The organism is Fervidobacterium pennivorans (genome assembly GCF_001644665.1).
Lineage (GTDB): Bacteria > Thermotogota > Thermotogae > Thermotogales > Fervidobacteriaceae > Fervidobacterium > Fervidobacterium ngatamarikiense.
In genome coordinates this window covers 2,030,264-2,054,437 of record NZ_CP011393.1, presented here as the reverse complement: position 1 = coordinate 2,054,437, position 24,174 = coordinate 2,030,264, and the positions used below count along the sequence as shown (strand labels likewise).

Sequence of the window (24,174 nt, the reverse complement as noted above, 5' to 3'; positions counted from 1 at the left end):
AAAGGGAATGGAAGGTAAGTGAAGTTAAGTGAGCTCATTAGCAAAAAAGTAACAAAACTTTTTATTGTAACAATGATATTGTTAGCAGTAGTTGTGATGGTGTCGGGGATTTACATAATGTACGTCTCTGTGTTGAATATCCGTAATATCCAGCAGAGTATTTATGAGAACAGAGTTGAAGAAACATTGTCGGAGCTTAAGAAAGATGATGAGATTATATCTCGGATTACTGAAATGTATTTGGAGGGTTTAAAAGGGGTTTACCTTATTCGCTTCTTTCACAAGCGCTAAAAAACGATCTTTACGTTGGGGAATTCGGAATATTAAGATTTTCCAAGGTAGACAATGTTCCGAGGTTTTTATCTTTGGAGGATGTTAAAAAATACAATTACAGTTACTACATATACAATGAATTAAAGTCGTACGGAATACTAAAGAGTATTTATCTGATTGTCAACGGTGATATATTCGAGGCAAGAGTTTCAAAAATCTACGCCCAAGGGGTTTTAGACAAAATAGCGAAAATGCTGGCAAGCCTTGGAGCTAATAAGCTTATCGTGTTGGATTCGAAAGGCGAAGCAATATACAGTGTCGACAAAGACTTGAAACAAATACCAGACGATAAAATGCAGGAGTATATTACACGACTAAAGCCTCTCACTAAAAAGTTGCCGTCAGACAGTAACTATTTGGAAAAAATGAGTCTACACAAAGTTTACGTATTTAGAAGACTCACTGTAGATATTGGAAGAAACAGCATATTTACCCCTGTATACTTTTATGTTGAATACACAATTAATCGTTATCTGACACCCATTGTGGTGACGCTCATATTAATACTTGCTGTCAATTTTGGTGCCATATTCTTTGTTGCACAGGGTAGCAAAAAGATAGCGGAAGCAGTTACTTCTCCATTTGGACCATTGATATCCTCCATGAAAGAGTTCCTCATAAATAAAACTTACAACCCCTATCCTGTAAAAACTGATATCCAAGAGATAGAAGAAATTGCAAATGAATATAACGAGCTCGCTCAGGAAATAGCTGCTTCATTTGAAGAAATGCTTGCAATGAACAAAGCTTTGGAAAATTCCTTCAACAAATTGTTAGAACTTGAAAGAGAGATAGAGGAGTCTTACTTGTCATTTGCGCACCAACTATCTGTTATTGCAGAAAGTTACGATGAGACGACCGGTAACCATATTGAACGGGTTGGTAAATTGTCGGCGTGGTTTGCGGAAAAGTTAGGTCTTGAGCCAGAAAAAATAAATAAAATCCGGGCTTTTGCTCCGCTCCATGACATTGGAAAGATACTAGTTCCAAATGATATACTCAACAAACCTGGTAAGCTGACCGATGAAGAATTTGAGATTATGAAAAAACATGTTGAGTATGCTGGTAAACTTCTTGGTGATTCCGAGTATTTTGAAATAGCACGAAATATAGCACTTTATCACCATGAAAAATACGATGGTAGCGGTTATTTGAAAGGACTGAAGGGAGAAGAGATACCAATAGAAGCAAGGATTGTGGCGCTTGCTGATATATACGATGCGTTGAGGTCAGAAAGACCGTATAAAAAAGCCTTATCCCATGAGGAGGCTTTAAAAATTATTTTTGAAGGTGACGGCAGAACAAAACCTGAACACTTTGACCCTAGGGTGTTAGAAATACTTAGAGAAAACAGCGAAGAGATAAAGCGCGTCTGGGAGGAGATCAACAACAGAAGGTAGATATGTTTTGAGGTATGGTTGTGAAAACAAACTTGATAAATCCTACTATATGTGATAAAATAAAGTTTGGGTTTGGTGATTCTTGGTGATTTTGTAATCTGGGCGTAGTTCAGATGGCTAGAACGCCAGAATCGGGATCTGGTGGTCGTGGGTTCAAGTCCCACCGCCCAGACCAGTTGATAGGAAGACTTTTAAGCTAAAAAAAGCCCGGGGTTTCCCGGGCTTTTGTTGGTTTTTTGTTTGCTAATTTATTTTCCTGACTTTTGATACAATTCCCGAACTATTGTTTCTATTAGTGACAACCTACCAGCCAATCTTTGTAGTTCTTCGCTGAGTTGAGCGATAGAATTGTATAATTTGATTATATCTATATCTTGTGAGTTGACTTTAGTGGTAATGGATCGCAAAGCTGATGAGATATTGTTCATTTCTTCTTTGAGAGGAACAATCATTTGCTCAACATCTTCGAATGATGCTTTGGTGTTGAGGGTATCGAATATATTTACAATATCTTGATCGTGCAAGTCTACTCTCAAAGAGATAGTTTCTATAGATTCTTGTAGTGGAGAAACGTCGGGTATGGACGCTTCTATTTTTTCTATCTTGTTGGTTAACGTAGAGGTTATATCGTAGAGTTTTAAGATGTCCGAGTCATGGATATCGAGAGTTACTTCAATATCTGAAATTTTTTGGTTGATTTCTTCCAAGATATTTGATTTTAATTCTTCACTTGCTTCTGCGACAGCAAGATTGATGTATTCTGTTAATCTGTTCTCCAATGAAGCCAAGTTTGAAGAGAGCTCGTAAATCATATCACGAACAGCTGGAAGTCCTGTTTCTACGGTTGCCTTTAAATTCAGAAGCTCTTGTTCAATATTAGCAAGCCTGTTTTCCAATTCGTAAGAAAAAGCCTCAAAATCTTCACTGCTAAGTTTACTACCAATCAATTCGTACAGCATGTTTGTTATTTCTTCAAGATTTGAAAGCCGTTCTCTGAGCTCCTCATCAGTAGTTTGCAATTCTTCTACAGATATGGTTATATCCTTTGTCTCAGCGACTTCACAAGCACACTCTTCACCTTCTTCGTGTTGATGCCCAGAACTGGTTTCGGCAAATATCGGAAGCTGTAGGAACGCTATTAGTATGAAAACCGCAACAACAGTAACTAACTTTCTCATCAAAATCCCCCCTTTTCGAAGATTTGGAAAAAGCTTGGTCTTCAAACTTGATATTATTATACAACGGAACTTCTAAAAAAGTTCCAACAAATTTTAGTCTGTCTCAAATAAAAAAATGGCGCCTTTGCGCCAGAACCTTGAGAGAATTTATGAAAAGTTATTAGTAGCAAAATCCTATTTTTCGAACAGGCAAGTTTGTCTTCGGTTCGCCAAAAACAATAATCAATTGGTGCACAGGCTCAGTTCTTGGGATTTGAATTCTCAAATTCAGTCCGAGTTTTGCCAAAGCGGTTTTAAATGTTGTAATTCTGGAATAGTCGTGCATTGAAAGAACAAAATGCCCATTTTTTACCAATCTTACGATTTCTTCTTGTAACTTTCTCTCTTGCGCAATTGAAAAATCAGGATACCCAACAGCGTAGACAGGTCCTTTAGATGGTTTAGGGATATTTAAGTTTTCCACTTTTCCAACCATACCAACGACGAGTGTTGGTGGGATTCCTTTCCTTTTATAGGTATTGTAAAGTGAAGCATTACCTGAAGCAACAGGCACGCTGAATTGTTCGCACGCATCTTTTAAACCTTTCATTTGACCTGCGAGTCCAAGAGGTTCAATATCAGGGTCTGCGTAGTTTATACCATCAGTTATTGCAACAGGATTTGCTCCAACAGACAGAGTTTTTCTGATAGCCTCTAAAACAGTTATGTAAGCTCCCCAGTATGGGTCCTGAGTTCCTATATCGGCACGACTATGTATTGTCAATGAATATCCAATGGAATTTTTCACCCTCATCACTGCTGGACCGAAACCAGGTGGTAGTATAGTGTCTGTTCCCACCATATAGTCGTATCTTTCAAACACGTTGTGTGCATCAACGTCTTTGAATCTTATCCATCTGAATTTTTTGAGCGGTGATGGGGTATAGTCGTGGATAGGTTCTTCAGGGGAATCTTCGAGGAGTTTTGCAGGCACATCTATGATGATTTGGTCGTGGTATTTTACCACGTATCTACCGGTATTTGTAACTTCAGCAACGACAGCTCCGAAGAGCAAGTGTTTTTTCGCTATTTTGAGAACTTCTTCAGCTTTTTCTGGCGATGTAACTACAGCCATCCGTTCCTGGCTTTCGCTTATCAAAATTTCAATTGGCAGCATATCTGGTTCACGGAGTGGAACCTTTTCAAGGTGCACAATAGCACCTAATCCACTACGTGCGACAAGTTCGCTTGTGGCGGATAGAACTCCTCCTGCACCAAGGTCTTGTGCTCCTTCGACAAGTCCTTTCTCAACCATTTCCAGGAAAGCCTCGATAAGCAATTTTTCAGCAAATGGGTCTCCCACTTGGATGGAAAGTTTCGTAGCTTTTTCGCCTGTTAAATCTTCCGAAGCAAATGAAGCACCGTGGATACCGTCCCTTCCGGTTGCACCTCCGAAGATAACGATAACCTGACCGGGTTTTGTAGCTTTTGAAGGTATTAGGTGCTCGTTTTTCCCAACCCCAACTGCCATTACGTTAACAAGAGGGTTGTGTTTGTAAAAATCTGAAATCCTTAACTCTCCACCCACGGTAGGCACGCCTATGGAATTACCGTAGTCGGAAATTCCTTCGATAATCCCATCGATTACTTTATCCATGTGCAGTGAATCAAGTATTGCTGTAGGTCTGGCGCCCATAGCGAGCACATCTCGTATAATTCCACCTACACCTGTTGCTGCTCCGTTAAAAGGTTCAATAGCACTGGGATGGTTGTGGCTCTCAACTTTGAACGCTAAGAAATGGTAATCATCAAGTGGTACGACTCCTGCGTTACCACCAGTTCCCACTTTTGGCAATTGCCTTATGTAACCTTTTGTATGAGAATAACCGCAATGCTCACTCCACATCACTGTGAACGCTTCTATTTCCTCTCTTGTTGCTTTTCTACCCAACCTCGTTTCAAGGATATCTAAGTACTTCATCCCCTAACACCACCGTTATTTTTGATATAGTTGAACGCAGATAAAAATACCCTCAATCCATCATCCGAGCCGAGTATCTTTTCCATTGCACGTTCAGGGTGTGGCATCAAACCAAAAACGTTCTTATTGGTGTTAGTTATTCCGGCTATCAACTGGTCACTGCCGTTAACGTCTTCTACGTATCTAAGGGCTACATTGACATCGTTAGTCTTTACATATCTGCCGAACCCGTGAGCAATAGGTAATCTGATACGTTCGCCCTTTAAGTAATAGCTGGTGAAAGGCGTTGAGTTGTCCACAATTTCCAAATCTACAATCTTGCAGATGAACTTTCCATTAGAATTTTGAAGAAGAGCGCCATCTAAGAGCCCCATTTCGACAAGTATCTGGAAGCCGTTGCAAATACCAATAACAAGCCCCCCACGGCTCACAAACTCTTTTATCTTTTGAGCAATTGGTTCACGGGCAGCTACAGCTCCAACACGAAGGTAATCTCCGTATGAAAAACCACCAGGTAGGACCAATAAGTCAGCATCTATATCAGAATAGATATCTATGAATTCTGCATCAAATCCTACGTATTTACATGCCCAAAGGGCATCCCTATCACAGTTACTCCCAGGGTACACAACTACCTGGGCTTTTGGAAGAGTCATAGCTTTCTCACCTCATACGTTTCAGTAACCGGGTTTACTAAAAGTTCACTGCAGGCCTTTTCAACAAGTTGCCTTGCTTGTTCTTCGCTTTCAGCTTCAACCTCAAGATGTATGGATTTGCCTAACCTTAGAGAACTTACTGGAATAGAATATTCTTCGTTGAGCACCCTTTTTATCGTTTCTCCCCTTGGGTCACGTACGTTGCTTTTGTATTGGATATCGATTACAAAAGTATACTTCTGCATAAGTTCAGCACCACCTCGTATTTTTCTATTGGATTCCCAAGATTTCGTCTGTAGATATCCTTATCGAATATCTCTCCGGCTTTCCTTAAACGCATCGTATCAGGTGAAATCTCATCACCAAGGCAGATGTTACCTGATTCATCGAATCCATACTCAAATTTTATATCCCAGAGTTCGAATCCGTGTAAGGTAAAGAGTTCTTTTAGGAGCGTTGCTGCTTTTTTTGCTTCGTCAATGATTATTGTAGCGTGTTGCATGCTTAAAATACCGAGCACTTCAAGATGTTCGATACACATTAGAGGGTCATGCATAACATCACTTTTGTATGTGAATTCAACAAGGGGAACTGGTAAATCTTCCCCTTCGGTTCCACCGTAACGTCGCACAAAAGAGCCAGCTTTTTTAAACCTTACGATAACTTCAAGAGGTATCATTTTAAGCTTGCGAGCTCGAATTTTGTTGGGAGGTATGTAGTTAAGAAACATTGTGTAGATGCCTTTTGTGTTTAGATAATGCATCAATCGTGCAGTAATCTCTGAGCAGTATTGACCTTTTAAAGCTAGCACATCGTGTTTAGCACCATCGCCTGCGGTGATATCATCTTTAAACGTTAGTATGACACTTTGACCATCTTCTGAGAGTTCTACAATTTTTGTTTTTCCTTCGTATAAAAGAGTTCCACCCATTTTTTTCACCTCTGGAAATGGGATTTTAGATAGTTGGTGTATCCATTATTTTCTAATTCGTCAGCCTTTGTTAAAACTTCCTGTTTCATACGTTCTCTATACATCTTTAATTTTTCTCGCAGCTGCGGATACTTTATCCCAAGGATTGAGACAGCAAGTAGACCGGCGTTTTTGGCGTTGTTAATTGCAACCGTGGCTACAGGTATGCCTTTTGGCATTTGTACAATCGAAAGGAGAGAGTCTAGTCCTTCCAAATTTGAGGCTTTGACTGGCACACCTATGACGGGTAAAGTTGTTATTGATGCAGTCATCCCAGGCAAGTGTGCTGCGCCACCGGCGCCAGCTATTATTACTTCTATTCCTCTTTCTTCAGCCTTTTTTGCGTATTCGAACATTCTTTCGGGAGTTCTATGTGCGGAGACTATTGTGATTTCGTAAGGGACACCAAACTCTTCGAGAACTTGTGCAGCGTCTTTCATAACAATGAGGTCTGAATCGCTACCCATTATTATTCCAACGAGAGGATTTCCATTCCCCATAATTTTTCACCTCATGAGATAAATTCAAGTATTTTCGGAAATAATTTTAACTCTCTCTCTAAGAATTTTAGCCTTTTGAATTGCTGAATTCAAATCTTCGTCGATTATTGTGATGTGTCCCATTTTTCTGAAAGGAGCAGTTGTTGATTTACCATACCAATGTAGATGTGCTCCTTCCATTTTCAAAACTTCTTCAAGGCCAGTTATAACAGGTTTGCCTGTGTATCCAGGTTCACCAAGGAGGTTTATCATAACAGCTGGAGTGTGCTGTTTAGTGGAACCTAATGGAAGACCAGTTATAGCGCGAAGGTGTTGTTCGAATTGACTTGTGAGACACGACTCGATTGTATGATGACCAGAATTATGAACGCGAGGGGCTATTTCGTTAACAAGGATGTCTCCACTTTTGGTAATGAACATCTCAACAGCAAAAACCCCCACGGCTTTTAAATTAGAAGAAACGAAAGAGTTGATAACATCATAGGCTATACTAATTGCCTTCTGCGATGTGTCTTCTGGTATTCTTGCTGGAGAAATGAGCATATCAAGGATATTTGACCTAGCGTCGAAAACCATTTCAACAACAGGGTATGAAACTATATTCCCTTTAATATCCCTTGCAACCAAAACGGAGATTTCTTTTTCTATCTCCACGAATTCTTCGAAAAATGAATCGGTTTCCAAAATTTTATCTACGTCTTTTTCACTCTTTATTACTGCAACACCCTTTCCATCATAACCACCTTTCCGTGCTTTTTGAACAAACGGAAATGGCGGGAGTTCTTTCATGCGTGACTTGTACTCAATAGAGTCAGTCTTTGTCACTTCGCGTACTAATTTTGATGTGGGTATACCATACTTTATTAGGTGAGATTTTTGCTGTAGTTTGTCGTTTACCAATTCTAGGAGTGCTGGTGAAGGAAGAATTTTGGTGCCGATTTTTTCGAGATGTCTAAGAACTTCCGTATTTGTATGTTCTATTTCGTATGTGACCACCTCAGATTTTTTCGCAAGTTCGTGTAGTTTTTCCGTATCGTACAATGAGCCGATTATCAACTCATCGCAAATTGAAGAAACAGGACAGCTAGGGTCTTTATCAAGTGCGATAACCTTGAACCCCATTTCTTTTGCTTTCAATGTTAACATCTTTCCAAGCTGTCCCCCTCCAATAACCCCCACGGCTTTGATAGGAAAGGTATATATGCTTTTCTCTGTTGAGCTTACCATTAGTTAATCCCCCCACGGCTTTATGCGGTCTTTCCTTTATTTTTCCAGTTTCTCTGGAATTATAAGATTAGCGATAATACCTACGATTGCAGCTAGTGCCATGCCTTTGAGTTCCACTACACCGATTTTGATGCTCGCTCCTCCGATACCGAGTGTGAGGATTAATGCAGCAATAATAAGGTTTCTGGATTTCGAGAAATCTACTTTTGCTTCTACCAATGTTCTCACACCTATTGAAGCTATCATACCAAATAGTATTAAACTCACTCCGCCAATTACAGGTGTGGGGATTGTCTGCAGCACAGCACCGAATTTTGAGAAGAAAGCAACCAGCATTGCAAGAAGGGCAGCGCCACGCAAAATGGAAGGGTCATAAACTTTTGTAATGGCTAGCACTCCTGTATTTTCACTGTATGTTGTGTTGGCAGGTCCTCCCAGTAAACCTGCAACCATTGTCGCAAGTCCATCACCAAGAAGTGTTCTGTGGATACCAGGTTTTTCGAAGAAATTTTTTCCAACGACTGCTCCATTGGTTGTTATATCGCCTATGTGCTCCATAACTGTAACGAATGCAACAGGAGCTATCAAGCTAATTGCTCCAGCATCGAACTTTGGGAATGTGAAGTTCGGAGTTGAAAACCAAGCAGCAGTTGTTATAGGGGTGAAATCAACAATTCCAGAAAGGATGGAGGTAATATACCCGACAAAAACTCCGGTAAGAACAGGGATGAGTGAGAAGAAACCTTTGAATATCGTTGCGGATGCGATAACCGTTATAATCACTACAAATGCAATCGTCCAATTTGAGGAAGCCATATTAACGGCAACGGGGCTTAAACCAAGGCCTATAACCATTATCATGGGACCGGTTACAACAGGTGGGAAGAGCTTTTTGATAACGTTCGTTCCCAGCAGTTTCACAATTAACGAGAACACCAAATATACCGTGCCTGCAACTACGATACCGCCGAGTGAATAACGTATGTCTCCGTATTTTTCTTTAACAATTATAACAGGTGCTATAAAGGCAAAACTGGAACCCAGAAAGACAGGAACGATACCACCAGTTATGTAGTGGAATAACAAAGTTCCAAGTCCTGCGGTAAACAAAGCAACAAGAGGGTCTAATCCTGTTAGAAGAGGAACCAAAACGGTGGCACCAAACATCGCTACAAAATGCTGGAGAGATAGGAGGAACCTTTTCGAGGCAGGTAGGTCTAAACGAGAACTAGAAATAGCAGCCTTTTCGAGTTCAGAATTACCAAAAATAACGTCTTTTTCCATCTTTTCGCCTCCTTTCTCGCCTCACTGGGCGAGTTTAAAGGTTTTTGAGGTCTTACAACCTTATATTACCACAAGCACTTTTAAAAAGTCAACGTTAAGAAACAAAGACAAATGTAACAAAACGTACTAAGAACTCTTGAAATAATGATAGGTTAGCAAATTATGGCTATGCGTTTTTCAATCTAAGTGATAATCTAATTTAAATTAAAATTACTGGGTAGCCTTTGTCCGGATGCCTAATTACATTCAGAGATACCCCATAAACATTGCTTAGAATCTCTCTATTTACAACGTCTAAAGGTTTACCGATAGCGATTATTTTTCCATCTTTCATCACAGCGATTTCATCACAATACTTCGCTGCTAACGTTATATCATGGAATGTCCCAATTATCGTCTTTCCACGTTCGGTAAGTTGTTTTAGATAATCTAACACTTTAATTGCTTGCCCTAAATCCAAGTGATTAACCAATTCATCAGCAATGATGATAGGTGTGTTTTGATAGATTGCGCGTGCAATCAAGACTCTGCGCTGTTGTCCTCCACTAAGAGTGGAGAATATTCTTTTTCGGTATTCAAGCAAATCAACTGTTTTGAGAGTATTTTCTAATTCTTCCTCGTAAACAGGTGTTTCGAAAAAATGTGGTGAGCGGGGGATTCCTCCCATCTCGACCAATTCTTCAACTGTGAAATCGTATGCAGGGTTAAAGTCTTGAGCGATGTAAGCTATAAGCTGTGCAAGTTTTTTGTGAGATAGCCTGAGCACATCGTTCCCATAAACTGTTATTTTCCCACTTTTTGGCTTTTGGAATTTCATAATGAGTGAGAGTAGCGTGGTTTTTCCCGAACCATTTGGTCCAATAATGCCGAAGAAACTTCCCTTCCGAACCTCAAAACTTACATCTTTGAGACTGAAACTCGGGTAAGAAAAAGATAAATGTTCAATTTTTACTATCGTTTCAGTTTTCATTTTTTCATCTTTCAAACTATGCACCCCACATTCCTAAGTAACTACCGAAAAATATCTTAATAACCTGCAACTCCGAAAAGAGGCGGGACCTTGATTTCTGAAGTGTTAACTGATGTATTTGATGCATCTGATGTTGGTTGTGAATTTGTTGCACTGGTTGTATTCAAAGTATCTGTTGCTTCAGAAGATGTCGGAGAATTATTTGTATCCAATTGCTGTTTATTTCTTATTTCAGCAGAATGGAGGCTCTCGTATAGGTTGTATTGTTGTAGTATCAGCTGGGCGTATTTAGTTTTATTTTTTCCGTTGTTGTATTCTTCGAGCGCTTTCTGAAAAGTTCCATGCTTTTTGTAAAGATAAGCGATGTATGCAGTACCGTAAGTTATATTCAACCAATAATTTGTGAGGAGCTCATCCCAACCGTTTTTTGGTTGTTCGAGACCGAGGAGTTTCGATATATTTTTGGCTGTGGAGATAGAAATTTGCATCATTCCTACCACGTCTCCAGCACCTTTCACGTTGGCGAAGTTGCTTTCTACAGAAATGACAGCAGCTATAAGCGTTGGGGGAACGTTGTATTTTGTGCCTATAGTGTATATCGCATTCCATAGGTCAGCTACAAACTCTGGGGCGGTCTTTAGATTCATACCAGCTCTTTTCTTAATCACCGCACCTCTAAACCAATTTGGTGTTTTTATCTGCTCACCATCTTGTCCAAAACTAACAACACTTGTTAACGAGATGGCAAGCAACAAAACTGCAAAAACAAAAATTTTAAACGGTAATCTAAAAAACATTGTAAATTACCCTCCTGGCATTATGATGTAATTGCGAAAAAAGACTTGGGCTATTTCACTACAACTCATTCAAAATTATCGATACAATTTAACCGTAAGCAGAGCGACTATCCACCCAAGTAAGAAGCCATAGATAGCTTCCATTAGCGTATGTCCTTTATTGGGGTCGACATTTCTTCGTAAACCAACAGCATCAGCTGTTGTAATAGCAAGGAAAATTGCAGCGATGGCTGTAAGCGGTGAATCAAAACCTGTAGTGTAACCAACAGCCCAAGCTAATGCTGAGGTTGTTGCAACATGAGCACTGGGCATACCACCGTACCTACCAAATACGCGGAAGTCTTTGTATATCACCACTTTCAAAAATTGTGCTGCCAAAAAGCCAAAAAATGCAGACATGAAAGATGGATTTTTTGTCAAACCTGTGAGCAAGCCCATTTGTCTTCTTTCCCCCGTTTTGACGGTTTTCTCAATATTCTCGATAGGGTTCATTATTTGAATTACCAAGCTCCTGCTTTTTAGGAGGTATTAAGAAGAAGCGTTTTAGATAAAGTAAATTTCCATGACTCACGTTTCGGAATTCCATAATGTCGAAGATGCGTTGAATTATATAAACTCCGAGTCCTCCTGGTCTGATATCATCTAAATCTCGTGGTTTGATTTTCGTTGGGTCCACTTTCGGACCAAAATCGCGGAGTAACACCTCGAGTGTATCAGGTTCTATCCAATTGAGCGTCATCACAATGTAGTTTGGTTCACCTTTGTATGTATGCTGAATAATGTTTGCAATCGCTTCGTTTACAGCCAATTCCGTATCGAATATATCTTTATCGAACACTCCTCGGAATGTTAGAAAAGTATGTATAACAACTCGTGCTAATTTTATATTTTCAGTAAGTGCTCTAAATGATATCGTGACTGTCTGGTTCAAAGTTACCTCCTCCCTCTGACCTGGCGAGTATTATGCCAAGTGATATTGTTTCAAGCCTAGCAAATGGGTCAAAATATGTCTCGCTTCTAAATTCGTTTAGCTTTTTTATTATACCAGAAAAATACCTCTCTTCAAAATCTGACAGAACAATGTATTTGACTATATTTGTCCACTTCCCAAGGTCAATGTCAGTGCTTTCAAGCGCTAATTTGGGCAGTTGGTCGTAGCTTCCACCACCAAACCACCGGGCTATCAAAAATGCTTGCCTGATACCTTCTTCAGGCTTTTGGACAACATGTGAAAGACAGTATCCTGGCTTCGGTCTGACTTTTACATTACTTGGTAACAAATGGACATCAAATTTATTATATGACACCACACCGAATGTTATATTAGACAGTGAATACCTTGAGAATTCCTTTTCTTCGACACTATTGTATTTTACAACCAAAATTCTGAAATTCTTCAATTCTGTGCGAAAATGTCTGGCTAACTCTCTAATCTCTTCCGGATACGGAAACTGTTTCAGGATAGAGTTTTTGATGTGCTCGTTCAACAAAGTATTGAATACTTCTCTATCATCGTCAATTTCGATAACCACCGTAAGGTCTCCAATAGTTACAGGGATGAGGGCAAGTTTTTCGCCAGCATGTTCATATTCAACCCTGACTTTCGATGAAAAAGCAATTGATGCATACGACCGCTTAGGTTCTTCAACTTCTTCTAAATTGTGGTATATTTTCATACTTCGACCCCACTTTTTACAGTTTTAGTTTCTTGAGTGGCTACTATAACGGAATTTCTTATTGAGAAAATACAACCACAGTAGTTTTGTCTGTAAATACCCATTTTCCTTATAAGCTTTTGCGCATCGTTGTAAAGCGGACTTTTGCGGTACACATTAGGCAAAAATTCCACACCGTATTTTTTTTCCAGCTCTTTTCCTATCTTCACAATCATCGCTACATTTTTCTTTGGAGAGGCTGTCAGCGTTGTGGAAACACTCTTGTAGCCATTTTCTTTCGCGTATTCCATTGTTTTTTCTAGTCGCATTCTTATACAAATCTCGCACCTTGTCCCGCCTTCAGGTTCATTTTGTAATCCTTTAGTAAGCTTGAAGAACAGGTCAGGATTATAAGGAACTTTCAGAACATTCATTTTAAAGAGTGCAGCAATTTTAATCACTTCGGCGTATCGTTTCTCATATTCAGCTTTTGGATGTATGTTAGGATTGTAAAAGAAAATATCACCACGTGCACCGGACAAATAAGAAATTGCCAAATCGGGTGCACAACATACATGCAGTAGATGACAATTCTTCACATCGTTTTCGACAGAAAAGTTGTTTTTATTGCTATGCGAGTATTCAGGCATATAGTCCTCCTAGAGACACCAAAGATGATTTCAAAATACCTTTTTTGAATCAAGTAACAAAGTCACCGGACCATCGTTATGTATTTCCACAAGCATATGCGCAGCAAATATTCCAGTTTCCACATGAACATCGTAGTTTTTTACCAATTCGATGAATTTTTCATATAAAGCCTTTGCCAAATCTGGTGGAGCGCTGTCAGAATACGAAGGTCTGCGCCCTCTGCGGCAATCACCGTAAAGTGTGAACTGAGAAATAATAAGTGCTCGCCCTTTAACATCTAACAATGAAAGATTCATTTTACCATCTTCATCGTCGAAAATTCTGAGGTTCACGATTTTTTCTGCCAAGTATTTGGCATCTTCCTCAGTGTCATCCTTTCCCACTCCCAGCAAAATAACTATACCATTTGAAATTTTTCCAACAACCTCGTTGTCTACGCTAACACTCGCTTTTGTAACTCTTTGAACAACAGCGCGCATATCTATCCTCGAACCACCTTTCTAACACCTGGTGATGATTTGAAGTAATCCATTATTTGTTCGAGTTCATCAAGCGACTTAACGATGACGCTAAGTGATATTATCACAAAATCGTCTTCTATTGTTTCAAACTTGAAGTTTTTTACTTCGATTTTTCTTTCCATAGTCTTCGAAAGCAACTCTGGAACTCTTTCTTTTTTATCAAGTTCCATTCTTACTAACACACCAAATTGAGCTGTTACATCTGAACGCCAAAGAGCTGGAAATTTTCTATCCGGTCCATGTCCTACAACATTTTGACAATTGGACCTATGTATTACGATACCCCTTTTACTTGCAACTCCGACTATTTTATCGCCTGGGATTGGATTACAGCATTTTGCAAATAGTGTTTCAAGGCTTTCGAGCCCATCGACAACCACAAGTGATGCTGGTGATTTTTTCTTTGCCGTTGTTATCTTCTTTTTGGGTTGTTCTTTGAAGCCTACTATCAGCATCAATTCTTCTTGGGTGATTGTTTTATCTCCGAGCCTGATAATAAATTCTTCCTCGTCGATTTGATGTGTGGTCAAGTATTTCTTAATCTCTGGTTTTTGTAAAAGTTCTTCGATAGAGACGTTCAACTTCTTTGCTACCCTTCGAAGAACGTCTTTTCCTCTTTCAATAAGTTGTTCTCTTTCTTTTTCTTTAAAGAACCTCTTAATTTTTGCTTTAGTTCTCGGGCTTTTTGCATATCTAAGCCAATCAAGGCTCGGACCTGGTGATGATTTGTTGACTATGATTTCCACAACATCTCCGTTGTTTAATTGATAATCGATAGGTACTATCTTCCCGTTCACCTTCGCTCCTGCGAAATGGTGACCTATTTCTGTGTGGATTGCGTAAGCAAAATCTATAGGGGTTGCACCGTACGGGAGGTGAATGATTTCGCCTTTTGGTGTTAGAACAAAGACTTCTGACATTTGCAGTTCCTTTTTTAAATCTTCCAGACTGGCATAGCCCTGTGAAAGTTCTTTACGCCATTCGGCAAGCCTTAAAATCCATTTTTGTTTTATATCTACAATCCCTTCACCACTTTTGTATGCCCAATGGGCGATAAGACCATATTCTGCTTCTTCGTGCATGTGTTTATCGCGAATCTGGATTTCCAATGGTTCTCCAAATTGGGTAATGACGGTTGTATGGATAGACCTATAGCCATTCGATTTTGGAGCGGCAATATAATCTTTAAACCTTCCGGGTAGTGGAACCCAAAGGTTGTGAACAACACCAACAGCGGTATAGCATGTTGTAACATCTGAAACAATAGCGCGCAATCCCATTAAATCGTAAAGCTCGTTAAAGTCTTTGCCTTTCTGAATCATCTTTTTCCAGATGCTGTAGTAGTGTTTATACCTTCCTTCGACTAGTGCATCGATGTTATGTTCTTGAAAAGCAGTCTGTAGTTGCTGGATGTAACTCTTTAGCCTCTCCTCTCTTTCAACTTTCTTTTGTGCTACCAATTGTTTTATCTTTTGATATTCATCGTAGTGGAGAACCTTGAAACTTAGGTCTTCTAGCTCAGACTTAATAACGTTTATACCAAGTTTGTGGGCGATAGGTGCATATACCTCGAGTGTCTCCATCGCTTTGTATCTCTTTTTCTCCTCGTCTTCGACGAAATCTATTGTGCGCATATTGTGGAGTCTGTCTGCGAGCTTGACAAATATCACCCTTATATCTTCTGCCATTGCAAAAAGCATTTTCTGGATAGTTTCAAGTTTTTTCTTTTGCTCGACATTTCCAACCGGAGCGTTTATTCTACTAACCTTTGTGACTCCGTCAACTATCTGAGCAATTTCTTTTCCGAAATTCTTTTCTATCATCTCATAAGTTACTCGACCTTCACTATCTTCGATGGCATCGTGCAATAGTGCAGCCACTATGCTATCAACGTCGAGTTTCAATGCGGCTATGATTTTTGCCACCTCTATTGGATGTGTTATGAAAGGTTCACCTGACTTTCTGTAAAGACCTTGGTAAGCGACTTCTGCCATATCGAAAGCACGGTACAATACATCTTTCTCCTTGTCAGTAATCTGTCTTCCAAGGAGCGTTTCTATTTCTGATATGAACCTTTCGGAATCGTATTTTCCAGGTTCTTCAAAAGCTTCGGTTTTTTGGGTCACTCGTGGGTTTGCCTTATCGATAATCTCTAGCTCATGCGAGCTTTTCCCGATTTCCCGCTTGTCCAAAGATAATACCCTCTTTCTTCACTTTTCATATAACCAACTTTTTAACTGCATCGAATTTCTCTTTGTCCGCAACATGTAGATAAATACTAGTAGTACTTAGATTTGCATGCCCAAGTAATTCCTGAACGATTTTCACGTTAACATTATTCATGACCAAATGTGTAGCAAATGTATGTCTCAGTGTGTGTGGATGTATGTGTTTTGTTATCCCTGCTTTTTGTGCAGCTCGTTTGACGATTCTGAAAACTGTTGATGGATGCAGTGGTTGACCTTTGTTTTCAAAAAAATAAATCTTTGGTTTGTATTTCTCCACGTATTTTTCAAGAAGCGGAACGATGTTTTCACTTATTGGAACGAGTCTATCTTTGTTTCCCTTACCCATTACAACTTTGACATACGGTGGGTAGAATGAAACATCCTCAACACGTAAGTTGCAAAGTTCACTTACCCTTAGCCCGCAGAAATATAAAAGTGAAAGTATGGCTTTATATTTTAGCTTTTTTTCCTCATCGTAAACGGAAAGAAGTGCCTTGACTTCCTCAAGTGTCAAAAAGCTTGGTATTTTTTTCCTCAGCCGTGGATGACGGACTCTTTCCATGGGATTTTCCTCAACAACACCGATGAGTTCGAGGTAATCGAAAAAAGTCCTAAGAGACGAGATATACCTTGAGACGGTCGATTCAGTAACTAGCTCTCCAGTGATTTCGCCTTTGGAGAGTGCTTTTATGAAACGTTCAACATCAGCTCGTTCTATTTGCTTGGGAGACTTTCCCAAGTACTCAAAAAACCTTTTTATGTCTTTCATATATGCTTTAACTGTATTCTCGGAACTTCTTCTTACATGTGTCAGATAGTCTTCGAAAGTTTTCAGCAACGCTCCAATGTCGATTTTTTATCACCCCAGTTGTTATCAATATCTTTAATCGGTATCATCTAATTGGAATTAGAAGAACTTTCACCAGTAGCTGTCAATATTTCGTAGGCTTTTTTTGCTGCATCTTTTTCCGCATCTTTTTTCGATGCTCCAGTACCAGTTGAAACTTTTTGACCTTGGAGATACAGTTCAACAACAAACCTTCCATTTTCATCTTGTTTAACCGTTCTATACTCGGGCAATTCTCTATACTTTTCTTGGGTTATCTCTTGCAAAGCCGTTTTGTAATCAAAGATGCGTTGACCGGTTAGGAAAACTTCTATGGCTTTTTCGAACTTTTCCCCAAACACTTCCATCACTTTTGTTAATCCACCGTCAAGGTAAATTGCTGCACAAACCGCTTCGAACGTGTCTGCTATTATACTACTTCGTGTTCTTCCACCAGTCTTTTCTTCGCCTTTGCCAAGGAAGATGTACTTACCGAGTTCATACTGGCTCGCAATCTCGGTAAGAACTTCTTCGCTGGCAACGGCTCCTTTTGTTTTTGCCATTTCACCTTCTGTTGCGTCCGGATATTTGTTATATAGTATATCACAGACCACAAGTTCAACCACCGCATCACCCAAAAACTCCAACCTTTCGTTGTTTTTCACATCCCTCCCAAGTTGATTTACTTCGTACGCGTAGCTGGAGTGACAGAGGGCATTGTACAAGAGCATTGGATTTTTGAAATGATATCCAAGTTTTTCTTGTAATTCTCCCAGTATTCTTCTTTCTCGTTCTCGTAAGTCGTCCATTCACGCACCTCCACAACATGAAAAGTCCTGAGTTTGTTGTTTTTTGATTCATGCCATTCTATTTTGATAGGCACTGCAAATTCAGGTTTAAGTTTACCTTCGGCTATCCAAAATTTTGATTCTTCGACTCTGTAAATCGAAGGATTTGCGACCACTACTAAAATCAATGGCTTATCGGCAACAACTACTTCATCGATAACTTCCACTTTTCTTAACTCGTCAGCAAGGTCGTGGACCTCATTCCTGAATGGTTTAACGTTTATGACTGCGATGTTCTTTGACAAAGGACCAACTATCTTAACATTTGCAATCTCGTTTCCCTCTGGAAAATATTTCAAAACCAACTCGTTTGCAATAGCTGTTGCTTGCCCGTGGTAAGAGGGATTAGTCATTGGCTTTAATAGATGTTTTAATTTACATCCTTCTCTTGTCGAATGTTCCCCTATCCTTCTTATGGTAACTCCATAGCTTTTAAGAATTTCCCGTATTTCGTCTTTGCTTAAATCTCCAAGTGGAGCATACATCCCGTTGAATACCCTTAGCCCGGTTTTACCCCAAGTATCTGACGAGTTTGAACCAGTGACCACTATACGACCATTTGCATAACTCAAGACAGTCCCCATTTTAACTGTTTTCGTGCACATATTGCAAGATGGACCCGTTTTCCAAATCTTTTCTTGTCCAAGATTTTCTACGAAAGTAAGTTTAAAGCCGTACTTTTGAGCAAAATCAGAAACAATCTTTAAAGCATTTGAATATGTGTAAGGACCATATACAACGTGAACAAGTTCAACGTGTTCTTTTCCCAACGCTTCGGCGCAAAGTAATGCTGCTGCTGTGCTGTCCATTCCTCCCGAAAATGCTATAACAAAATCTTTACCGTACTCGCTGGCAACTTGCTTTATTTCATTTAAGATTTCTTCTTTTGTTTTTACAGCCATGAACCAAGCCTCCTGTTTCTTATTCTTCTTTGTTTTCCAATATTTTACCATATCTGAAAGCAAAATTGAATAGCATATACATATTGTGAAGAACACACGAAAAAAAGCATGAAAAAACACTTTCGTTGGAACTTTCTGAGCTTTTATTAACAATAAAAGTGTGGTAAACTTAAAAACGGAGGTGATAACATGCTGTCAGATATTGAAATTGCGAAGAGTGCAAAGTTGAAAGATATAAGACAAATAGCTTTTAGTTTGGGTATTCCTGAGGAGAGGTTGAAACTTTACGGAAATTACATTGCTAAGGTTGACCATAAGTATTTAAAAGAACTTGAGCAGCAAGGAAAGAAAAAGGGAAAATTGATACTTGTTACCGCAATCACACCGACTCCAGCTGGAGAGGGAAAGACAACAACGAGTATAGGATTGTCAATGGCACTTAACAAAATTGGCAAAAAATCGATAGTTACGTTGAGAGAACCGTCGTTAGGTCCTGTTTTTGGAGTTAAAGGTGGGGCAGCCGGTGGGGGATACTCGCAGGTCTTACCTATGGAGGACATAAATCTGCATTTTACAGGAGACATACATGCAGTTACAACAGCACACAATTTAATTTCAGCAATGATAGATGCGCATATAAATCACGGTAATGAATTGGGAATAGATATAAGAAAGGTATACTGGAAACGTGCTATGGATATGAACGACAGGGCACTTAGGCAAATTGTGGTGGGGTTAGGCGGAAGTGCGAACGGATATCCAAGAGAAGATGGATTCTTAATCACCGCCGCTTCCGAGATAATGGCAACATTGTGTCTTGCCTCTGACATTGCTGATTTAAAAAGAAGAATCGGAGAGATTGTTATTGCACAAAGTGAAAAGAAAGGGCTTATCAGAGTGAAAGACCTTGGCGTACAAGGTGCAGTAGCTGCTTTACTAAAAGATGCCATTAATCCGAACCTTGTTCAAACTATTGAAAACACACCGGCTTTTGTTCATGGCGGACCTTTTGCTAATATAGCCCATGGAACTAACACGCTTATAGCAACCAAACTTGCACTTCTGCTTTCCGATTACGTTGTGACTGAAGCCGGATTTGCAGCGGACCTCGGTGCTCAAAAATTCTTGGACTTCGTGGCGCCGACTGGAGGTTTATTTGTTGATGCAGTTGTTCTGGTTGCTTCTATTAGAGCACTGAAATACCACGGTGGAATTGCTAAAGAAGAACTTTCTAAAGAAGATGTGGAAGCTGTGATAAAAGGTATGGAGAATTTAAAGGTTCACGTTGAAAATTTGCAAAAATACGGAGTTCCTGTTGTTGTTGCCCTCAACAAATTTGAAAGTGATACTCAAGCAGAGATAGATGCCGTGATGGAAAACAGCCCGGTTAAATGTGTGGTTAATGAAGTATACGCAAAAGGTTCAGAAGGTGCTATCGAACTTGCAAAAGCTGTTGAGGAGATAGCAGAAAATACACCAAGTAATTATAAGCCACTGGTTCCTATGGATTTACCAGTTGAGCAGAAAATAGAGCTGATAGCGAAAGAAATATATCGCGCAGGAAAGGTTACATACACAGAAACAGCAAAGTCAAAATTGAGCATGCTCAAAAAGAATGGGTTTGGAAATTACCCAGTTATAATAGCGAAAACACAAAACAGCATTTCAGATGATCCAAAGAAGATAAACGCACCAAAAGGGTACGAATTTACAATCAGAGACTTCCAAATCAGTGCCGGTGCAGGATTTGTGGTTGCCTTAGCAGGAGAAATTATGCTTATGCCAGGTCTTCCAAAAGTGCCAGCTGCTGTAAATATAGATATAAACGAAAATGGGGAAATTATTGGTCTGTTCTAAATTATTTTACATCGGTTCCAAACAACTATAGCATTTAGATGCATAAACAAAGATAAATAAACATCTAAGAGAAAAAAGAAGATTTTTAGGCTTTTTTCAATCTAAATGTGATACCCTTCACAAAATGAAAGTTGATAGTTTTATCAAGCTAAAAGATAATAGACTTGGAAATGATAAACGTATCAAAACATTGGGAAACGCTGGTAGATTGGCACGCCAGCATTAAAAACCAGGGAGGTTGTGAAAAGATGAAACTGAGCACGATGGGAAACCTTAAACCGTTTGGACCACTCTATGAAAATGCACAAAAACAGTTCTTAAAAGCGGCAGACCTCATGGAACTTGACCCAAACATCGGTAACTTCCTGCTTTGGCCACAGAGGATTTTGGAAGTTCACTTCCCAGTGGTAATGGACGATGGAAGAGTAGAAATATTCGAAGGTTACAGGGTCCAGCACAACACAGCCAGAGGACCAGCAAAAGGTGGTATCAGGTATCACCCTGACACGAACCTCGACGAAGTTGCATCTCTTGCTTTCTGGATGACCTGGAAATGTGCTGTTATGAACCTCCCATATGGTGGCGGAAAAGGTGGCGTTAGGGTAGATGTTACAAAATTATCAGAAAAGGAACTCGAAAGACTCAGCAGAAGGTTCTTCTCAGAAATTCAAATGATGGTTGGACCACAGAAGGACATTCCAGCACCAGATGTAAACACAAATGCAAAGATAATGGCATGGTATATGGACACCTACAGTATGAACGTTGGTTACACAGCACTCGGTGTTGTGACTGGAAAACCACTTGACCTCGGTGGTTCAGAGGGTAGACCGGAAGCAACAGGTCGTGGTGTATCTATCGTTGCAAACGAAGCATGTAAAGCCCTTGGCAAAGACATATCCAAAGCAACAGTAGCAGTTCAAGGATTTGGTAACGTTGGTTCATTCAGTGCAAAGATTCTTAGTGAAGAATTTGGTGCAAAGGTTGTTGCTGTCAGTGACGTTAGTGGTGGACTTTACAACGAAAACGGTCTTGATATCGATGACCTCATTGCTTACCGTGATGCAAACAAAGGACTTATCAAAGGATATCCAAAAGCTAAACCAATTACAAACGAAGAACTCCTCGAGCTCGATGTTGATATCCTTGTTCCCGCAGCACTTGAAAATGCAATCACAGAAAAGAACGCAGACAACATCAAAGCAAAAATCATTGTCGAAGGTGCAAACGGTCCAACAACCCCAGAGGCAGAGGAAATACTCATAAAGAAAGGCGTGCTTATAGTTCCTGATATCCTTGCAAACGCTGGTGGTGTTACGGTCTCCTACTTCGAATGGGTCCAAGACTTGCAAACATTCTTCTGGGACATTGACGATATCAGAAAGAAACTCACAAAGATGATGGTCAACGCATTCGCAGAAGTTTACAAGACAAAGGAAAAATATAATACGGACATGAGAACTGCAGCATATATCGTTGCAATTAGCAGAGTTGCTAACGCTGTCAAAGAAAGAGGATACTACCCAATGTAATTAAATTTGACAAAAAAATCGCTGGAGCCCCATTTTTGGGGCTCCATTTTTTTACAATGTGTGGTATAATATCGTTCGCAAAACAAACTTTCTTAGTTCTTTTGAATGGGAGTGATATGCGCATGTTCAGAGAATTTCTGAAAAAAAGGTGGCATTTTTACATTTTTGGCATCATATCGCTTATCGTAATAGATATGCTCCAACTTTTTGTCCCAAAAGCTATAGCGAAAGCCATTAACGCGCTTCAGACAATAAAAGATGTTTCTGAAGTGCGATTTTTTGTCCTTGATATACTTGCACTTGCGTTAGGTATGCTATTTGGTAGATTTTGGTGGCGTTATTTTATAATGGGAAGTGCTCGTTATTTTGACTATTATGCAAAGAAGAACCTTTTTGATAAGATTCTGAGTTTGGATATGCATTTTTTTGATAAACACCGTTCGGGAGATATAATGGCATATTTTACAAACGATGTGAGCACAGTAGAAAGGATGCTTGGAATAGGAGTTGTCCAATTAACAGATGCTCTCTTTATGAGCTCAATGACGATATTCTTCATGGCAACATCTACGAATTGGAGATTAACACTGACTGCGTTAATTCCACTGCCGGGAATAATCTTGGTCTCACTGCTTTTCGGAAGGCTTATCTTTAGAAGGTCGAGGTACGCACAGGATGTTTACATGGAACTAAGTGGGTATACGGAAGAGACTATGGATGGCATAAAGATAATAAAGAGCTTTTCTATTTTACCAAAGATAGAAGAACTTTTCGATAAAAAAGCAAAAGAACATTTCAAAGCAACGATGTCTTTGATACGCGTATGGGGTATTATGTGGCCCCTGGTTCATTTCATAGGAACGCTTGCATTTTTCTTGGCACTTAGTGTCGGTGGACCGATGGTTATAAAAGGCACGGTTACACTTGGTGACTACGTTGCTTTCAACAGTTACATAGGGATGTTAATTTGGCCCCTTACTGCTTACGGTATGGTTATGAATGTTATTCAACAAGGACGAGCCTCTCTGCAAAGGCTAAAAGAGATAAGCAACGCGCAACCAATAGTGGTAGAACCAGAAAAGCCTGTCAAAATACATCAAATAGATGATATATCTGTTAAAGACCTCTGGTTCAAATACCCTGGAACGGAGAGATATGTATTAAAAGGCGTTGATTTTGAGGTGAAACGTGGTCAGTTCGTTGGTATTGTCGGAACTGTAGGGAGTGGGAAATCAACTTTGGTAAAAATCATCAGCAAACTTTACCCTGTCGACAGAGGAAAGGTCTTTATCAACGGGATAGATATCAACGATATTCATTCATACGATATCCGCGAACTTATTTCTTATGTCCCACAGGAGAGTTTTCTTTTCTCTGACTCTGTGGCGAAGAATGTTGCATTTGCTATGGAGCAATTTGACTTGGAAGAGGTGAAAGAATACATCAAATTATCAGCAGTTGAAGAAGATGTTGAAAAATTCCCCGACAAATACGATACAATCGTTGGACAACGCGGTGTGATGCTTTCTGGTGGTCAGAGACAGAGGTTGACAATAGCAAGAGCATTGATGAAAAAGGCAGATGTCTACATATTTGACGATTGTTTGTCTGCAGTTGACCCGGAAACCGAAGAAGAAATTATTCAAACTCTAAGAAGCAAGATGAAAGGTTCGACGATGATAATAATAACTCACAGACTTAAGGTACTCCAAAGCGCTGACGTTATTTACGTTCTTGACCAGGGCATGGTATTAGAAAAAGGGACCCATTACGAGCTTTTGAAAAACGATGGATTGTATGCGAGGATGTATAAAAAGCAGTTGGTTATAGATGAGTAACAATGGTAAGTGTTGATGTGTTATCAAAATTCAAATATTTG

The 24,174-nt window shown here is 39.6% G+C and carries 24 protein-coding genes and 1 tRNA gene; 6 read left to right on the top strand and 19 right to left on the bottom strand.

From position 1 onward, the window contains the following. Positions 1 to 18 precede the first annotated feature (18 nt). The 3 genes from JM64_RS09655 (at position 19) to JM64_RS09645 (ending at position 1,908) form a co-directional block, all read left to right on the top strand. Positions 19 to 291: a hypothetical protein gene (locus JM64_RS09655; RefSeq protein WP_064012423.1), complete on the top strand. Its 273-nt coding sequence runs from the start codon at positions 19 to 21 to the stop codon at positions 289 to 291. Positions 292 to 365: 74 nt separating this feature from the next. After that, on the top strand, positions 366 to 1,733 hold the full coding sequence (locus JM64_RS10195) for an HD-GYP domain-containing protein (protein WP_231882390.1): 1,368 nt from the start codon (positions 366 to 368) through the stop codon (positions 1,731 to 1,733). 98 nt (positions 1,734 to 1,831) lie between these two features. Further along, positions 1,832 to 1,908 (top strand) — tRNA-Pro (locus JM64_RS09645). Between the two features lie 73 nt (positions 1,909 to 1,981). Here JM64_RS09645 and JM64_RS09640 read toward each other — a convergent pair. From JM64_RS09640 to JM64_RS09555, 19 genes are all read right to left on the bottom strand, one after another. Continuing rightward, entirely contained in the window at positions 1,982 to 2,911 is a 930-nt protein-coding gene (locus JM64_RS09640) for a coiled-coil domain-containing protein (protein ID WP_064012422.1), read from the bottom strand. Positions 2,912 to 3,071: 160 nt separating this feature from the next. After that, complete coding sequence (purL, locus tag JM64_RS09635; RefSeq protein WP_064012421.1) at positions 3,072 to 4,871, bottom strand: phosphoribosylformylglycinamidine synthase subunit PurL; 1,800 nt, start codon at positions 4,869 to 4,871, stop codon at positions 3,072 to 3,074. After that, positions 4,868 to 5,527 carry a phosphoribosylformylglycinamidine synthase subunit PurQ gene (gene purQ, locus JM64_RS09630; protein WP_064012420.1) on the bottom strand — a complete coding sequence of 220 codons (660 nt, stop codon included), beginning with the start codon at positions 5,525 to 5,527 and terminating at the stop codon, positions 4,868 to 4,870. The genes purL and purQ overlap by 4 nt, the downstream gene beginning before the upstream one ends. Next, positions 5,524 to 5,772 carry a phosphoribosylformylglycinamidine synthase subunit PurS gene (gene purS / locus JM64_RS09625; protein ID WP_064012419.1) on the bottom strand — a complete coding sequence of 83 codons (249 nt, stop codon included), beginning with the start codon at positions 5,770 to 5,772 and terminating at the stop codon, positions 5,524 to 5,526. Before purS ends, purQ begins: the two co-directional genes overlap by 4 nt. Continuing rightward, positions 5,751 to 6,458, bottom strand: a complete 708-nt coding sequence (locus JM64_RS09620; protein WP_064012418.1) for a phosphoribosylaminoimidazolesuccinocarboxamide synthase — start codon at positions 6,456 to 6,458, stop codon at positions 5,751 to 5,753. The genes purS and JM64_RS09620 overlap by 22 nt, the downstream gene beginning before the upstream one ends. 5 nt (positions 6,459 to 6,463) lie before the next feature. Then, positions 6,464 to 6,997, bottom strand: a complete 534-nt coding sequence (gene purE, locus JM64_RS09615) for a 5-(carboxyamino)imidazole ribonucleotide mutase (protein WP_064012417.1) — start codon at positions 6,995 to 6,997, stop codon at positions 6,464 to 6,466. A 24-nt stretch (positions 6,998 to 7,021) separates the two neighbouring features. Then, positions 7,022 to 8,224 carry a 5-(carboxyamino)imidazole ribonucleotide synthase gene (locus JM64_RS09610; RefSeq protein ID WP_156487941.1) on the bottom strand — a complete coding sequence of 401 codons (1,203 nt, stop codon included), beginning with the start codon at positions 8,222 to 8,224 and terminating at the stop codon, positions 7,022 to 7,024. A gap of 36 nt (positions 8,225 to 8,260) precedes the next feature. Then, positions 8,261 to 9,508, bottom strand: a complete 1,248-nt coding sequence (locus JM64_RS09605; RefSeq protein WP_156487940.1) for a uracil-xanthine permease family protein — start codon at positions 9,506 to 9,508, stop codon at positions 8,261 to 8,263. A 199-nt stretch (positions 9,509 to 9,707) separates the two neighbouring features. Beyond that, entirely contained in the window at positions 9,708 to 10,502 is a 795-nt protein-coding gene (locus JM64_RS09600) for an ABC transporter ATP-binding protein (protein ID WP_231882388.1), read from the bottom strand. Positions 10,503 to 10,534: 32 nt separating this feature from the next. Beyond that, positions 10,535 to 11,275 carry a transglycosylase SLT domain-containing protein gene (locus JM64_RS09595; RefSeq protein WP_064012416.1) on the bottom strand — a complete coding sequence of 247 codons (741 nt, stop codon included), beginning with the start codon at positions 11,273 to 11,275 and terminating at the stop codon, positions 10,535 to 10,537. Positions 11,276 to 11,350: 75 nt separating this feature from the next. Further along, complete coding sequence (locus JM64_RS09590; protein WP_064012638.1) at positions 11,351 to 11,713, bottom strand: divergent PAP2 family protein; 363 nt, start codon at positions 11,711 to 11,713, stop codon at positions 11,351 to 11,353. Positions 11,714 to 11,744: 31 nt separating this feature from the next. Next, positions 11,745 to 12,206, bottom strand: a complete 462-nt coding sequence (locus JM64_RS09585; protein ID WP_064012415.1) for an ATP-binding protein — start codon at positions 12,204 to 12,206, stop codon at positions 11,745 to 11,747. Then, entirely contained in the window at positions 12,178 to 12,951 is a 774-nt protein-coding gene (locus JM64_RS09580) for a DUF4940 domain-containing protein (protein WP_064012414.1), read from the bottom strand. The genes JM64_RS09585 and JM64_RS09580 overlap by 29 nt, the downstream gene beginning before the upstream one ends. Beyond that, positions 12,948 to 13,580, bottom strand: a complete 633-nt coding sequence (locus JM64_RS09575; protein ID WP_064012413.1) for an epoxyqueuosine reductase QueH — start codon at positions 13,578 to 13,580, stop codon at positions 12,948 to 12,950. The genes JM64_RS09580 and JM64_RS09575 overlap by 4 nt, the downstream gene beginning before the upstream one ends. Positions 13,581 to 13,610: 30 nt before the next feature. Then, on the bottom strand, positions 13,611 to 14,060 hold the full coding sequence (gene dtd / locus JM64_RS09570) for a D-aminoacyl-tRNA deacylase (protein ID WP_064012412.1): 450 nt from the start codon (positions 14,058 to 14,060) through the stop codon (positions 13,611 to 13,613). A gap of 2 nt (positions 14,061 to 14,062) precedes the next feature. Further along, positions 14,063 to 16,228 carry a RelA/SpoT family protein gene (locus JM64_RS09565; RefSeq protein WP_064012637.1) on the bottom strand — a complete coding sequence of 722 codons (2,166 nt, stop codon included), beginning with the start codon at positions 16,226 to 16,228 and terminating at the stop codon, positions 14,063 to 14,065. A 91-nt stretch (positions 16,229 to 16,319) separates the two neighbouring features. Beyond that, a complete protein-coding gene (gene xerA / locus JM64_RS09560; protein ID WP_312058836.1) occupies positions 16,320 to 17,168 on the bottom strand; it encodes a site-specific tyrosine recombinase/integron integrase in 849 nt (282 codons plus the stop codon). A 59-nt stretch (positions 17,169 to 17,227) separates the two neighbouring features. After that, complete coding sequence (gene rnc, locus JM64_RS09825) at positions 17,228 to 17,887, bottom strand: ribonuclease III (RefSeq protein ID WP_231882503.1); 660 nt, start codon at positions 17,885 to 17,887, stop codon at positions 17,228 to 17,230. Then, a complete protein-coding gene (locus JM64_RS09555) occupies positions 17,839 to 18,906 on the bottom strand; it encodes a phosphoadenosine phosphosulfate reductase domain-containing protein (RefSeq protein WP_064012411.1) in 1,068 nt (355 codons plus the stop codon). The genes rnc and JM64_RS09555 overlap by 49 nt, the downstream gene beginning before the upstream one ends. 189 nt (positions 18,907 to 19,095) lie before the next feature. On the opposite strand from JM64_RS09555, the gene JM64_RS09550 reads away from it, so the two are divergent. From JM64_RS09550 to JM64_RS09540, 3 genes are all read left to right on the top strand, one after another. Then, on the top strand, positions 19,096 to 20,763 hold the full coding sequence (locus JM64_RS09550; RefSeq protein ID WP_064012410.1) for a formate--tetrahydrofolate ligase: 1,668 nt from the start codon (positions 19,096 to 19,098) through the stop codon (positions 20,761 to 20,763). 248 nt (positions 20,764 to 21,011) lie between these two features. Beyond that, on the top strand, positions 21,012 to 22,295 hold the full coding sequence (locus tag JM64_RS09545) for a Glu/Leu/Phe/Val family dehydrogenase (protein WP_064012409.1): 1,284 nt from the start codon (positions 21,012 to 21,014) through the stop codon (positions 22,293 to 22,295). A gap of 122 nt (positions 22,296 to 22,417) precedes the next feature. After that, positions 22,418 to 24,133, top strand: coding sequence for an ABC transporter ATP-binding protein (locus JM64_RS09540; protein WP_064012408.1), 1,716 nt, complete (start codon positions 22,418 to 22,420; stop codon positions 24,131 to 24,133). Positions 24,134 to 24,174 lie beyond the last annotated feature (41 nt).